Annotated in this window: 11 protein-coding genes and 1 pseudogene; 10 read left to right on the top strand and 2 right to left on the bottom strand. The window is 70.5% G+C overall.

Features of this window, described 5'->3' with window-relative positions:
• Positions 1-7 precede the first annotated feature (7 nt).
• Positions 8-436, bottom strand: a complete 429-nt coding sequence (locus ABZS61_RS09235) for a metallopeptidase family protein (protein ID WP_351178402.1) — start codon at positions 434-436, stop codon at positions 8-10.
• Between the two features lie 320 nt (positions 437-756).
• Here ABZS61_RS09235 and ABZS61_RS09230 point away from each other — a divergent pair, with 320 nt between their 5' ends.
• From ABZS61_RS09230 to ABZS61_RS09190, 9 genes and pseudogenes are all read left to right on the top strand, one after another.
• Positions 757-1,134 (top strand): DUF3499 domain-containing protein, encoded by a 378-nt coding sequence (locus ABZS61_RS09230; RefSeq protein ID WP_356417542.1) that lies wholly within the window; start codon positions 757-759, stop codon positions 1,132-1,134.
• A 165-nt stretch (positions 1,135-1,299) separates the two neighbouring features.
• Positions 1,300-2,916: pseudogene (locus tag ABZS61_RS09225) on the top strand (L-lactate permease).
• A gap of 62 nt (positions 2,917-2,978) precedes the next feature.
• A complete protein-coding gene (locus ABZS61_RS09220; protein ID WP_356417541.1) occupies positions 2,979-4,346 on the top strand; it encodes a phosphomannomutase/phosphoglucomutase in 1,368 nt (455 codons plus the stop codon).
• Between the two features lie 399 nt (positions 4,347-4,745).
• On the top strand, positions 4,746-4,928 hold the full coding sequence (locus ABZS61_RS09215) for a Trm112 family protein (RefSeq protein WP_351178384.1): 183 nt from the start codon (positions 4,746-4,748) through the stop codon (positions 4,926-4,928).
• A 40-nt stretch (positions 4,929-4,968) separates the two neighbouring features.
• The gene (locus ABZS61_RS09210; RefSeq protein WP_356417540.1) at positions 4,969-6,105 is read left to right on the top strand and encodes an SIS domain-containing protein; all 1,137 of its coding nucleotides are present in this window, start codon (positions 4,969-4,971) and stop codon (positions 6,103-6,105) included.
• Positions 6,106-6,174: 69 nt separating this feature from the next.
• Positions 6,175-7,341, top strand: coding sequence for a mannose-6-phosphate isomerase, class I (manA, locus tag ABZS61_RS09205; protein ID WP_356417539.1), 1,167 nt, complete (start codon positions 6,175-6,177; stop codon positions 7,339-7,341).
• 87 nt (positions 7,342-7,428) lie between these two features.
• Positions 7,429-8,454: a cation diffusion facilitator family transporter gene (locus ABZS61_RS09200; RefSeq protein ID WP_356417538.1), complete on the top strand. Its 1,026-nt coding sequence runs from the start codon at positions 7,429-7,431 to the stop codon at positions 8,452-8,454.
• A gap of 271 nt (positions 8,455-8,725) precedes the next feature.
• Positions 8,726-10,183: an adenosylhomocysteinase gene (gene ahcY, locus ABZS61_RS09195; RefSeq protein ID WP_356417537.1), complete on the top strand. Its 1,458-nt coding sequence runs from the start codon at positions 8,726-8,728 to the stop codon at positions 10,181-10,183.
• Between the two features lie 123 nt (positions 10,184-10,306).
• Positions 10,307-10,924, top strand: a complete 618-nt coding sequence (locus ABZS61_RS09190; RefSeq protein ID WP_356417536.1) for a hypothetical protein — start codon at positions 10,307-10,309, stop codon at positions 10,922-10,924.
• Here the strand turns inward: ABZS61_RS09190 and ABZS61_RS09185 are convergent.
• Positions 10,921-11,907 (bottom strand): RDD family protein, encoded by a 987-nt coding sequence (locus tag ABZS61_RS09185; RefSeq protein WP_356417535.1) that lies wholly within the window; start codon positions 11,905-11,907, stop codon positions 10,921-10,923. The genes ABZS61_RS09190 and ABZS61_RS09185 overlap by 4 nt on opposite strands.
• Positions 11,908-12,026: 119 nt before the next feature.
• Here ABZS61_RS09185 and ABZS61_RS09180 point away from each other — a divergent pair, with 119 nt between their 5' ends.
• Positions 12,027-13,034: a stage II sporulation protein M gene (locus ABZS61_RS09180; protein ID WP_356417534.1), complete on the top strand. Its 1,008-nt coding sequence runs from the start codon at positions 12,027-12,029 to the stop codon at positions 13,032-13,034.
• Positions 13,035-13,458 lie beyond the last annotated feature (424 nt).

Genomic DNA, 13,458 nt, shown 5'->3' with positions numbered 1-13,458 from the left:
GCGGGCGTCACTCCTGCCCGTAGCGCGGGTCCACCGATTCGGGTGAGAGCCCGAGCAGCTCCGCGACCTGTTCCACCACGACCTCGTGCACCAGCATGGCCCGCTCGTCACGGTTCTTGGCGCGGATCTCGACAGGACGCCGGTACACGACGATCTGCGCGGGCTGCCCCTTCACGGCGGGCACCGAACGCCCCAGCGGCACGGTGTCCTCCAGGTCCCCGGGCACATCGAGAACGAGGAAGTCGACATCGGCCAGCTGCGGCCAGCGCCGCTCCAGCCGTTCCACCGAGTCCTGGACGAGATCGCGGAAACTCTCCCCCCTGCTGACCGACAGAGGCACCTGGGGCGGGGCGACCGGCCCGCGCATGCCGCGGCCATGACGGTCGCGGCGGCGGGGCCGCGGCTCGGACGGGTGGGGCGGTACGGGACTGTCCATCACCGACGCAGCGTAACTCTCCGCAGGATCCACGGATCACTGCTGCTCCGCAGGTGGGCCCAATGTCCACACGTGAGCATTCCGGCCAAGGTTGAGTCCGGATCAGGCCCCTGCTGCGACCGTTGACCCTCCGTCGGGTGACCGCTTGTGTCCCCTCCGGTGACCGGAAGGGAACCGACGACGCCGGTGCGTCCCGGCCGCCCCGCAGGTCAGGGTGGCGGTGCGGAGACGGTCGGCGGAGACCTCGCGGGGCGACACGGTGGTGTGACCTCAGGGAGAGTCGTCGCAGCCCGCTCAAGAGTGCGGTACCGTCCAACATCGTGAGCCCTGTACGTCGCTGTTCGCGAACCGCGTGCGGCCGTCCCGCCGTCGCGACACTGACGTACGTCTATGCCGACTCGACCGCGGTCCTCGGCCCGCTCGCCACCTATGCCGAGCCCCACTGCTACGACCTCTGCGCCGAGCACGGTGAGCGGCTGACCGCGCCGCGCGGCTGGGAAGTCGTGAGGCTTACCGACCCCTCGGCCCCCACGCGCCCCAGCGGTGACGATCTCGAAGCGCTCGCCAACGCGGTACGGGAAGCGGCGAGGCCGCACGAGCGGGGTGGCGACGGCGGCGGCCGCGGGCCGCGTACGGCTGACCCGGTGGAGGTCGCGCGCCGCGGTCATCTGCGGGTCCTGCGGTCCCCGGACAGCTGACGCTCCCTCGGTTCCGGTTCCTCCCCCAGTTGGTTCCTCTTTCAAGTTTTTCTTCGCCCTGGCATTTTTTCGTGCACAGGGCATTGACTGAGACTTGTCGCGGACACGACCATTCCCCCACCTGCGAGAGATCGCTTCCGCATCACGGAATCCGGGGAGGTCTGTGTGTTTGTCCAGCAACTCGAACCCGTAGCCGATTCGCTAGCCCTGTCCGCACTTGTCGCCTCATTGCCGCTGGTCACGGTCCTGGTCCTGCTCGGCGCCGTCCGGCTGAAGGCCCACCGGGCCGGACTCGTCGGCCTCGCCGTCGCCGTACTCGTCGGCTGGCTCGCGTACGGCATGCCCCTCGGGCAGACCCTCTCCGCCGGAGCCCAGGGAGTCCTCTTCGGGCTCTTCCCCATCATGTGGATCGTGGTCAACGCCCTCTGGGTGTACCGGATGACCGTTCGCACCCTGCACTTCGACATCCTGCGGCGCTCCTTCGGCCGGCTCTCCGACGACCCCCGCATCCAAGCCCTCGTCATCGCCTTCTGCTTCGGCGCACTCCTGGAGGCGCTGGCCGGCTTCGGCGCCCCCGTCGCCATCTGCTCGGTGATGCTCGTCGCGCTCGGCTTCGACCCGGTGAAAGCGGCCGTCGTCTCGCTGGTCGCGAACACCGCGCCCGTCGCCTTCGGCGCCATGGGCACGCCCGTCGTGACGCTCGCCCAGGTCACCGGACTGCCGCTCGACGACGTCGCATCGGTCGTCGGCCGCCAGACACCGCTGCTCGCCCTCGTCGTACCGCTCATCCTGGTCTTCCTGGTGGACGGCAGGCGCGGCCTGAAGGAGACCTGGCTGCCCGCGCTCGTCTGCGGGGTGGCCTTCGCGGTCGCCCAGTTCGCCGCGTCCAACTACGTCTCGGCGCAGCTCGCCGACATCGCGGCCGCGCTGGTGGGCGCGGGAGCCCTGATCGCCGTCCCCGGTGCCCGCAGGCCCGCCGCCGAACCCGTCCGCGCATCCGTGCTGACCGGCGTACGCAGCGAGGACCTCGACCAGGAGGACCCGCGCCGCGAGGTGCTGCGCGCCTACGCCCCGTACGCCCTGATCGTCGCCGTCTTCTCCGTCGCCTAGGTCCCGCCCGTCAAGCGGCTGCTGGCCGAGGCGACCCGCGTCTTCGACTGGCCGTTCCTCGACGTCGCGAACCCCGACGGCGAGGCCGTGGGAGCCAACGTCTTCACCCTTCCCCTCGTCGCCACGGGCGGCACCCTCGTCCTGCTCGCGGGCCTGATCACCGCCGTCGTGCTCGGCGTACGGTCGCGCGACGCGGTACGGGAATGGGCCGCCACCGTGCACGAACTGCGCTACGCGATCCTCACCGTGACCTCCGTGCTCGCCCTCGCCTACGTCATGAACCTCTCCGGCCAGGCCGCCACCATCGGCCAGTCCGTCGCCGCGGCAGGCGCCGGACTCGCCTTCCTCTCTCCGGTCCTCGGCTGGTTCGGCGTCGCGGTCTCCGGCTCCGACACCTCCGCGAACGCCCTCTTCGGCGCCCTCCAGGTATCCGCCGCACGCGAATCCGGGCTCTCGCCCGAACTGCTCGCCGCCGCCAACAGCTCCGGCGGCGTGCTCGGCAAGATGATCTCCCCGCAGAACCTGACGATCGCCTGCGCGGCCGTGGGCCTCGCCGGCAGGGAGGGCGACCTGCTGCGCAAGGTCCTGCCCTGGAGCCTCGGCCTGCTGCTGGTGATGTGCCTCGTCGTGATGGCCCAGAGCACGGTGGTGCTGGGCTGGATGCTCCCCTGACGGACGGCGGGGGACGGCCGGGTAGTTTGGGCGGTCCGTAAAGACCCACAGGAGGACCGGCCGTGGTTGCTGATCTGTCGCAGCTCGTGAAGGCGTACGACGTGCGCGGAGTGGTGCCCGACCAGTGGGACGAAGCGCTGGCCGAACTGTTCGGCGCCGCCTTCGTCCAGGTCACCGACGCGGACGCGATCGTGATCGGCCACGACATGCGGCCGTCCTCACCCGGCTTGGCTGACGCCTTCGCCCGAGGAGCGACGGCGCGCGGCGCCGACGTGACCCTGATCGGCCTCTGCTCGACGGACCAGCTGTACTACGCCTCCGGGGCACTCGACCTGCCCGGAGCGATGTTCACGGCCTCGCACAACCCGGCCCGGTACAACGGCATCAAGATGTGCCGCGCCGGTGCCGCACCCGTGGGCCAGGACACCGGCCTGACCGAGATCCGCGCCCTGGTCGAGCAGTGGTCGGAACACGGCGCCCCGGCCACGACCGCCACGGCACCCGGCACGGTCACCGAACGCGACAGCCTCACCGACTACGCCGCGCACCTGCTGGGCCTGGTCGACCTCGCCGGGATCCGTCCGCTCAAGGTCGTCGTGGACGCGGGCAACGGCATGGGCGGCCACACCGTCCCCACCGTCTTCGCGGGCCTCCCGCTGGACCTCGTACCCATGTACTTCGAGCTCGACGGCACCTTCCCGAACCACGAGGCCAACCCGCTCGACCCGAAGAACATCGTCGACCTCCAGGCCCGCGTCCTGGCCGAGGGCGCCGACCTCGGCCTCGCCTTCGACGGCGACGCGGACCGCTGCTTCGTCGTCGACGAGCGCGGCGAAGGCGTCTCCCCGTCCGCGATCACGGCCCTGGTCGCGGCCCGCGAGCTGGCCCGCAACGGCGGCAAGGGCACCGTCATCCACAACCTGATCACCTCCTGGTCGGTCCCCGAGGTCGTGCGTGAGAACGGCGGCACCCCCGTCCGCACCCGGGTGGGCCACTCCTTCATCAAGGCGGAGATGGCCGAGCACGGCGCGATCTTCGGCGGCGAGCACTCCGCGCACTACTACTTCCGGGACTTCTGGAACGCCGACACGGGCATGCTCGCCGCCCTCCACGTCCTGGCCGCCCTCGGCGGACAGGAAGGCCCGCTCTCCGGCCTCGTCGACCAGTACGACCGCTACGCGGGCTCCGGCGAGATCAACTCCACCGTCACCGACCAGGCGGGCAGGCTGGCCGCGATCAAGGCGGCCTACGGGGAACGCGACGACGTGACCCTCGACGAGCTCGACGGCCTCACGGCCACGAACGCCGACTGGTGGTTCAACCTCCGCGCCTCCAACACCGAGCCGCTGCTGCGCCTGAACGTCGAGGCACGCGACGAGAAGACGATGGCGGCGGTACGCGACGAGGTGCTGGCGCTGGTCCGCGCCTAGGGTCTGTCGTCCGGGTCGGCCTCGAGCCAGGCATGATCCGGACGAGAGGCTCTGAGGCCTCCTCCCGACAGGGCTCGGAGGCCTTCCCTCCGGGCCGTGCGGGGCCCGGCTCGGAGGCTCTGACTCCCGGCCGTGCGGGGCCCGCGTGCCCGGCACGGCCCGCTCCCCGCCGACTCCTGATCCGGCTGGTCACACGCGATCTGGAGCGACCCGGGCCGGACCGGGCCCGCAGAGCGGCCCCGAAGGCTTCCCGCGTACTCGCCGCCGGATGCACCGCCGGGCAGGCCCCGCCGGGCCGCGCCCCTGTCGGCCCGGCGGTAGGCTGACGACGCTCCAGCTCCGTGGACCGCAACCAGGTCCGCGCCTGATCCGTACCGCATGCTCGAAGGGACCCGCCCCATGCCGCTCGAAGCCGGCCTTCTGGAGATCCTCGCCTGCCCGGCCTGTCACTCCCCGCTCGACGACAGGTCCGCAGCCGACAGCCCCGAGCTGGTGTGCACCGGCGTGGACTGCGCCCTCGCCTACCCGGTACGGGACGGCATCCCGGTCCTCCTGGTCGACGAAGCCCGCCGCCCCGCGTAGTCCGCACGCTGATCAGCACGGTGATCGGAGGCCCACCGCCATGCTCGACGAGTCGTTGCTCGACGCCCCGGAAGCCCTGGCCCGAGCCGACCGGCGCGGTCTGCTCCGTGGAGCCGCCGAGGCCGGGGCCCGCGTCCGGACCGCCGCCCGGCACGCCGCCGAGGCGGGCATCGGCGCACTGGCCCCCGAGGGGCGGCCACGCGCCGTCCTCGTCGCGGGCCCCGGCACCGCCGCATCAGGGGTCGCCGACCTGATCGGCGCGCTCGCGGGCGCCGCCGCACCCGTCACCCAGATCCGTCCCACCGGTGTCGCACCCGCAGCAGGAGCCCTGCGCTGGGCGCTGCCCGGCTGGGCCGGTTCCCTGGACCTGCTGCTCATCGCGACGGCCGACGGCTCGGAGCCAGGCCTCGCCCTGCTCGCCGAGCAGGCCTACCGCCGCGGCTGCACTGTCGTCGCCGTCGCCCCCGTCCGGTCGCCGCTGCGCGAGGCCGTCAACGGCGTCCACGGACTCGTCGTACCGATGGCCACCGCCCCGCACGGCGAGTACGACGCCGAGACCTCGGCAGCGGGCCCCGGCACCCTCTGGGCCCTGCTCACCCCGCTGCTCGCCCTGCTCGACCGGGTGGGCCTGCTCGATGCGTCCGCCGACGCGCTGCAGAAGGTCGCCGACCGCCTCGACCGCGCGGCCGAGCGCTGCGGCCCGGCCATCGCCACGTACAGCAACCCGGCCAAGACCCTCGCCGCGGAACTCGCCGACAGCCTGCCGCTCGTGTGGACGGAGGGTGACGCCGCAGGCCCCGTCGGGCGCCGGTTCGCCGCCGTACTGGCCGAACTCGCCGGGCGCCCGGCCCTCGTTGCCGAACTGCCCGAGGCGCTGCCCTCCCACGGTGGGCTGCTCGCGGGGGCGTTCGCCGCGGGAGCCGACCCCGACGACTTCTTCCGGGACCGGGTGGACGAACCGGAAGCCATGAGAGCCCGGGTCGTCCTGCTCCGCGACCGTCCCACCGGCGGCCTCAGCGCAGGACCGGCCGCCCGCGAACTGGCCCTCAGTCACGAGACGGCCATCAGTGAGCTCGAACCCGAGGAGGGCACCGAGCTCGAAGCCCTCGCGGAGCTCCTCGCCGTCACCGACTTCGCGGCCGTCTACCTCTCCCTGGCGTCGGACAACCGGGCCTGAAGAACCGCTTGTTCGCCCTTCCTCATCCCGCACCACCCGCCCCGCGCACCACACGAGGACGAAACTTCCATGGACCGGCTCTCCAACACCGTGCGCCCCTACGCATGGGGCTCCACCACGGCCATTCCTGAGCTGCTCGGTACCGCCCCCACCGGCGAACCCCAGGCCGAGATGTGGATGGGTGCCCACCCCGGAGCACCCTCCCGTCTCACCCGGCCCTCGGGCACGGAGCAGTCCCTCACCGACGTCATCGCCGCCGACCCCGAGCGTGAGCTGGGCCCGGCGGCCGTCGCGGCGTTCGGCCCCCGTCTCCCCTTCCTGCTGAAGCTGCTCGCGGCAGGAGCGCCGCTCTCCCTCCAGGTCCACCCCGACCTTGCCCAGGCACAGCAGGGGTACGCGGACGAGGAGAGCCGGGGCGTACCGATCGACGCCCCCCACCGCACGTACAAGGACGCCAACCACAAGCCCGAGCTGATCTGCGCGCTCACGCCGTTCGACGGCCTGTGCGGTTTCCGCAGGCCCGCCGACGCGGCCGAGGCGATAGCGGCCCTCGGCGTCGACTCCCTCAAGCCGTACGTGGACCTGCTCCACGCCCGCCCCGAGGAAGCGGCCCTGCGCGAGGTACTCACGGCGATCCTGACAGCCGACCCGGACGAGATGGCGCACACGGTCAGCGAAGCGGCCGAGGCCGCCGACCGGCTCGGCGGCGCCCACGCCCCGTACGCCCAGATCGCCCATCACTACCCCGGCGACCCGGGTGTCATCGCGGCCATGCTGCTGAACTACGTGCAACTGCAGCCCGGCGAGGCCCTGTTCCTCGGTGCGGGCGTGCCGCACGCCTACCTCGGCGGACTCGGCGTCGAGATCATGGCCAACTCGGACAACGTGCTGCGCTGCGGACTGACCCCCAAGCACGTCGACGTCCCCGAACTGCTGCGCATCGTCCGTTTCGAGGCCACCGACCCCGGCATCCTGCGCCCCGAGGCCTCACCTGCCGGCGAGGAGCTGTACGAGACGCCGGTCGACGAGTTCCGGCTGTCGCGCTACGCCCTGCCGTCCGGTGGAGCACCGATCGCCCTGACAGCGGCCACCCCGCAGATCCTCCTCTGCACGGCAGGTGCTCCCCGGATCGGTGAACTGGGCCTCGTGCCGGGCGAATCCGTCTTCGTGCCGGCGGACGAACCGGTCGAAGTATCCGGTACGGGAACACTGTTCCGCGCCACCGTGGTGGTCTGACGTACCGTCCCCATCAGCGGCTGCAACAATGTCCGGCCGTACCGCGGCGTCCGTGCCGCAGCACCGAGGAAGGGACACCACGCACCCATGAGCGCGTCAGGCGGAACCAAGGCGATCGTGGCGGCACTCGCCGCCAACCTCGCGATCGCAGTGGCCAAATTCGTGGCGTTCCTCTTCAGTGGCTCGTCGTCGATGCTCGCGGAGAGCGTCCACTCGCTCGCGGACTCGGGCAACCAGGGCCTCCTGCTGCTCGGCGGCAAGAAGGCCCAGCGCGAAGCGACCCCGCAGCACCCCTTCGGATACGGGCGCGAGCGGTACATCTACGCGTTCCTCGTCTCCATCGTGCTGTTCTCGGTCGGTGGCATGTTCGCGATCTACGAGGGCTACGAGAAGATCAAGCACCCGCACGCGATCGAGGCCTGGTACTGGCCGGTCGGTGTGCTGGTGTTCGCGATCATCGCCGAGAGCTTCTCCTTCCGTACGGCGATCGTGGAGTCCAACCTGACCCGCGGCAAGCTCACCTGGACGCAGTTCGTCCGCCGCGCCAAGGCCCCCGAGCTTCCCGTCGTCCTCCTGGAGGACCTCGGTGCGCTCATCGGTCTGATCCTGGCCCTCGTCGGCGTCAGCCTGGCCCTGGGCACCGGCAACGGTGTGTGGGACGGCATCGGTACGCTCTGCATCGGCATCCTGCTGATCGTCATCGCGATCGTCCTCGCAGCGGAGACGAAGTCGCTGCTGCTCGGTGAGGCGGCCGGAGTCGAGGACGTCGAGAAGATCAAGAGCGCGGTGGTCGACGGGGACACCGTCACCCGCATCATCCACATGCGCACGCTCCACCTCGGTCCGGAGGAACTGCTGGTCGCCGCCAAGATCGCGGTTCGGCACGACGAGTCCGCCACCGAGGTCGCGGCCGCCATCAACGCGGCGGAGTCCCGGATCCGTGAGGCCGTCCCGATCGCCCGGGTCATCTACCTCGAGCCGGATATCTACAACGAGGAAGCCGCCGAGGCCGGCACCAACCCGGGCAAGACCCCCGGCGGCCCGGTGCCCGTCGATCCGGCCGGCCCCGATGGTCCGACTTGGCCGGACTCTCCGGCCGATTCCGGCCACTGACCCGTCGAGGACCTGCACGGATCGCTCCGAACGGCCCCGTGGGGGACCCCCGATGCCCGGCCGGGCTGGGGCCCACTGGGCCGTTCGGTGTAGATTCGTGGGAGTACCAGACGTCGCTGCTGATGGCGGTCGATCGGTTCGCACGCGCGGGCCGGCCGAGGGAGAGAGGGCCTCCGACGGACTGCACTGCGGATCTCCCGGGCATTCGTGTGCCCGCACCGCCGCAGAGCCAGCCAGCCCACCCTCGACCCATCACGAGGAGCAGCCCGTTATGACGACGGCCGCCAATCGCCAGGACTTCAAGGTCGCCGACCTTTCTCTTGCCGCCTTCGGGCGCAAGGAGATCACCCTCGCCGAGCACGAGATGCCCGGCCTGATGTCGATCCGCAAGGAGTACGCCGCCACGCAGCCGCTGGCCGGTGCCCGCATCACCGGTTCGCTGCACATGACGGTGCAGACCGCGGTGCTCATCGAGACGCTCGTCGCCCTGGGCGCCGACGTCCGCTGGGCCTCCTGCAACATCTTCTCCACCCAGGACCACGCGGCCGCCGCCATCGCCGTCGGCCCGAGCGGAACCCCGGACGCCCCCGCGGGCGTGCCCGTCTTCGCCTGGAAGGGCGAGACGCTGGAGGAGTACTGGTGGTGCACGGAGCAGGCTCTGACCTGGCCCAACACCCCCACCGGCGGCCCGAACATGATCCTCGACGACGGTGGTGACGCCACACTCCTCGTCCACAAGGGAGTCGAGTTCGAGAAGGCGGGCGCTGCCCCGGACCCCGCGACCGCGGACAGCGAGGAGTACGCGTACATCCTCACCCTGCTGAACCGCACCCTGGGTGAGTCCCCGCAGAAGTGGACCCAGCTGGCGTCCGAGATCCGCGGTGTCACCGAGGAGACCACGACCGGTGTGCACCGGCTGTACGAGATGCACCGCGACGGCACCCTGCTGTTCCCGGCGATCAACGTCAACGACGCGGTCACCAAGTCGAAGTTCGACAACAAGTACGGCTGCCGCCACTCGCTGATCGACGGCATCAACCGGGCCACGGACGTCCTGATCGGCGGCAAGACCGCCGTCGTCTGCGGCTACGGCGACGTGGGCAAGGGCTGCGCGGAGTCCCTGCGCGGCCAGGGCGCCCGTGTGATCATCACGGAGATCGACCCGATCTGCGCCCTGCAGGCGGCGATGGACGGATACCAGGTCGCCACCCTCGACGACGTCGTGGAGACCGCGGACATCTTCATCACCACGACGGGCAACAAGGACATCATCATGGCCGGAGACATGGCCAGGATGAAGCACCAGGCCATCGTCGGGAACATCGGCCACTTCGACAACGAGATCGACATGGCCGGCCTGGCGAAGATCGACGGCATCGTCAAGGACGAGGTCAAGCCGCAGGTCCACACCTGGACGTTCTCCGACGGCAAGGTCCTGATCGTGCTGTCCGAGGGCCGCCTGCTGAACCTCGGCAACGCCACCGGTCACCCCTCGTTCGTCATGTCCAACTCGTTCGCGGACCAGACCCTGGCCCAGATCGAGCTGTTCACCAAGCCCGAGGCGTACCCGACCGATGTCTACGTGCTGCCCAAGCACCTGGACGAGAAGGTCGCCCGACTGCACCTCGACGCGCTGGGCGTGAGGCTCACGACCCTGCGCAAGGAGCAGGCCGACTACATCGGCGTCCCGGTCGAAGGCCCGTACAAGTCCGACCTCTACCGCTACTGAGCGGCCCGCCGGCCACCGGCCGGCGGACTATCGGCAGCAGGTACGAGCGCAGGCCCCCGCACCCCCGTGCCGGGGGCCTGCCCCGTACCGCCCCCGCACAGCCCGAGGAACCAGAAGGACCCCATGCCCCGCGGCCGGTATTCGCTCCACGACCTTCACGACCACACCCCTCTCGGCGAAGAGCACTTCCACTGCGCCCCCGGCCCCTCCGGCTGGCGCTACGTCTCCCAGACGACGGCCCCGTCGGGCGACCACCTGGGCTCCGTCGACCTGGCCCTGGACGAGCTCGGCCGCCCCATCCGCCTCCAACTGCACGCCGCGAGCTGGCAGATCCGCGGTGCCGCCCTCGAAGGCGTCACCTGGGTACGGACCGACCCGAGCGGCACCCATGCCACCGAAGGCAATGTCCGCGCCCACGCCTTCTCCGGCTCGTCCCCCGCGTTCCTCGTCGCCACGGCACGACTCCTGCGCCTCACCCCCGATTCCCCCGAGACCCGTGTCCGCCTGGTCACCTTCACGGACCCGGTCCTCGCTCCCCGTACTGTCGATCAGTCCTGGGCCCTGGTGAAGAGTGAAGCGCACGCCACTGACAACGGGTCCCTGATCGTGGACGAGTACCAGGTCAGCGCCCTGGACACCGGTGACCGGTACACCGTCCACATCGCCGGGGACGTGGTCCTCGCGGCTCCCGGCATCGAGCTCGAGCACCTGGAGACCCCGCCCTCCCCGCGGAGCCACTAAGCAGGCGGGGCGAACCCGGTCGTCCCGGCAGGCGGGGTGAGACCGGTCGGCAGGGGTCCGTCGGGCGCCGCCGCCGGAGACGTACCGGCGGGCACGGCCGGCGCTGCGGCGGACCACGCGCCTTCGACGGGACGGACCGCTCCTGGGGGCTGGGGCCATCCGGGCTGGACTCCTACGGAGCTCACCGCGTTCGGCGGTACCGGCGCCGGTACCGTTCCCTGAGCCCCTCTGCGGGCAGCCGCCATGACCCGCCGGACATCCCGCGCCTGGCGCTCGTTCACGACCGCCGCCAGATACGCCGCCGCAGGAACTCCCAGCGGAACCGGGACCCCCGTACGCCCGGCCAGATCGTCCGACAGCTGCTGCGCGATCGACCCGCCCACACCCGCGTCGAGCTGGTGCATCCGCGTGAGGTACTGCCGAATCGCCAGCCAGAGGTCGTCCGGCACGGCCGACAGATCCAGCTGCGCGAAGCGCCCCACCAGCCAGGGCGGTGGCGGCGGCACGGCGACCGCCCGCCCGGTGGGCACCCGCTCACGTACGACGAGGGTCCCCGCGAACACGTCCCCCAGCCGCCGTCCCCGCGCCGACACCAGCGACGCGATGCATCCCACGACACCGAACGTGCCCAGGATCTCGACCACGCCCATCGAACCCCGCACGAGCGCGTGCCGGAACCGGATCGGCCCACCGTCGTCACGCACCACGCGCAGGCCGCAGGCCAGCTTCCCGAGCGAGCGGCCGTGGCTGAGCGTCTCCACTGCGACCGGCCCTCCCACGAGCACCAGGAGGAAGGTGGCGACGGCGATGGCCGCGGTCGCGGCCTCGTCGAGTGCCACGGTCGCCACAGCGAGACCGATTGATATCAGAACAAAAACTGTCAAAACCACCGCGAGATCGATGGCGATCGCCAACGCCCGGCTCGGCAGCCTCGCCGGCTGCAACCCCAGAACGACCGCATCCCCGGTCACGAGCTCACTCATCGCCGCCCACCCTTCGCCGCCCTTCCCTGCCCCTCGGAACCTCAGTCTGCCAAGCTGACCCGCAGCGCGCCGCAGTAGTACGGACCCGTACGCACCCATGCCTGGAGCAGCAGCCGACCATGGATCTCGACGTCTTCGTCACCACCCACCGCACCGAGTGGGACCGCCTGGACCACCTTCTGCACCGAGGGCGCAGTCTGACCGGTGCCGAGGTGGACGAACTCGTCGCCCTCTACCAGCGCACTGCCACACACCTTTCCCTGATCCAGTCCAGCGCCCCGGATCCCCTTCTCACCGCGCGACTGACCCAGCTCGTGGCCCGCGCCCGGTCCACGGTGACGGGCACCCGTCGTGCCTCGTGGCGCGACGCCGCACGATTCCTGACCGCCGGATTTCCCGCAGCGGTCTACCGCTCGCGGCACTGGTGGATCCCCACGGCGGTGCTCTCCGTACTTCTGGCCGCCGTCATGGGCTGGTGGATCGGCACCCACCCCGAGGTCCAGTCGGCGATCGCCGCCCCCGAGGACCTGCGCAGCCTGACCCGCCCCGGCGGGGAGTACGAGACCTACTACTCCAGCCACCCGGCCGCCTCGTTCGCGGCGCAGGTCTGGACGAACAACGCCCAGGCCGCAGCGATGTGCCTGGTACTGGGAGCGTTCCTCTGCATACCGGTGATCTGGATCCTCTTCGTCAACGTGCTCAACCTTGCCGTCGGTATCGGCCTGATGTCATCGGCCGGCCGCCTGGACACGTTCCTGGGGCTCGTCCTGCCGCACGGCCTGCTGGAGCTCACCGCTGTCTTCGTGGCAGCCGGTACGGGCCTCCGCCTCGGCTGGACCGTGATCGACCCAGGACCTCTCAGCAGGCGCTCCGCCTTGGCCCAGCAGGGCCGGGCAGCCATCGGCATGGCCATCGGCCTCGCCCTGGTCCTGTTCGTGTCCGGAGTCATCGAGGGCTTCGTAACCCCCTCCGGGCTCCCCACCTGGGCTCGGATCACCATCGGGATCGCTGCCGAGCTGGTTTTTCTCGCCTACGTCTACATTCTCGGGGGCCGAGCGGCGAGGGCCGGCGACACGGGTGATCTTGAAGCCGTCGAACGAAGCGCCGAGTTGCCCTCCGCGGCCTGACGGCCGATGTGCGCACACCCCTGCTGACCTGCTAGTGTCCTCCTCGCCCACAAAAACTGTTGACACAGTCGGCGTGGGGAGGTAGATTTTAACGGTTGCAACGGACTGGACAAGTTCGGGAGCGACGGTTAAAGTTCAAACTCGCTCTTGCTGGGGACGAGATTCCCGGAGAGCCGATCGATTCTTCTTCTCCTTCGAGCATTGACCCGATTAGCTTCGGATCATTTGCTTCTGATAAAGTCGAATCAGCCGAAAGGTAAAGGCCAGTCCACAGGCCACCGGAATCAAATTCGGACCGGAAACGGAACGGAAAAGAGTCTGGTAAAGTTGGAATCGCCGGAAAGGGAAAGCGCGAAAGCGAAGAACTGGAAAGCGGCCCCGCTTCGACCGGGAATCGGACACGAAAGAGTCTGATAGAGTCGGA

This window comes from Streptomyces sp. NPDC005566, assembly GCF_040605575.1.
Lineage (GTDB): Bacteria > Actinomycetota > Actinomycetes > Streptomycetales > Streptomycetaceae > Streptomyces.
This window is presented reverse-complemented; position numbering and strand designations above follow the sequence as displayed.

Excerpts from the sequence above, each read along its gene's own strand:
- ABZS61_RS09235 (WP_351178402.1), bottom strand. The coding sequence starts at position 436 with ATGGACAGTCCCGTACCGCCCCACCCGTCCGAGCCGCGGCCCCGCCGC.
- ABZS61_RS09215 (WP_351178384.1), top strand. The coding sequence starts at position 4,746 with ATGCCGCTCGAAGCCGGCCTTCTGGAGATCCTCGCCTGCCCGGCCTGT.
- ABZS61_RS09210 (WP_356417540.1), top strand. The coding sequence starts at position 4,969 with ATGCTCGACGAGTCGTTGCTCGACGCCCCGGAAGCCCTGGCCCGAGCC.
- manA (WP_356417539.1), top strand. The coding sequence starts at position 6,175 with ATGGACCGGCTCTCCAACACCGTGCGCCCCTACGCATGGGGCTCCACC.
- ABZS61_RS09200 (WP_356417538.1), top strand. The coding sequence starts at position 7,429 with ATGAGCGCGTCAGGCGGAACCAAGGCGATCGTGGCGGCACTCGCCGCC.
- ahcY (WP_356417537.1), top strand. The coding sequence starts at position 8,726 with ATGACGACGGCCGCCAATCGCCAGGACTTCAAGGTCGCCGACCTTTCT.
- ABZS61_RS09190 (WP_356417536.1), top strand. The coding sequence starts at position 10,307 with ATGCCCCGCGGCCGGTATTCGCTCCACGACCTTCACGACCACACCCCT.
- ABZS61_RS09185 (WP_356417535.1), bottom strand. The coding sequence starts at position 11,907 with ATGAGTGAGCTCGTGACCGGGGATGCGGTCGTTCTGGGGTTGCAGCCG.
- ABZS61_RS09180 (WP_356417534.1), top strand. The coding sequence starts at position 12,027 with ATGGATCTCGACGTCTTCGTCACCACCCACCGCACCGAGTGGGACCGC.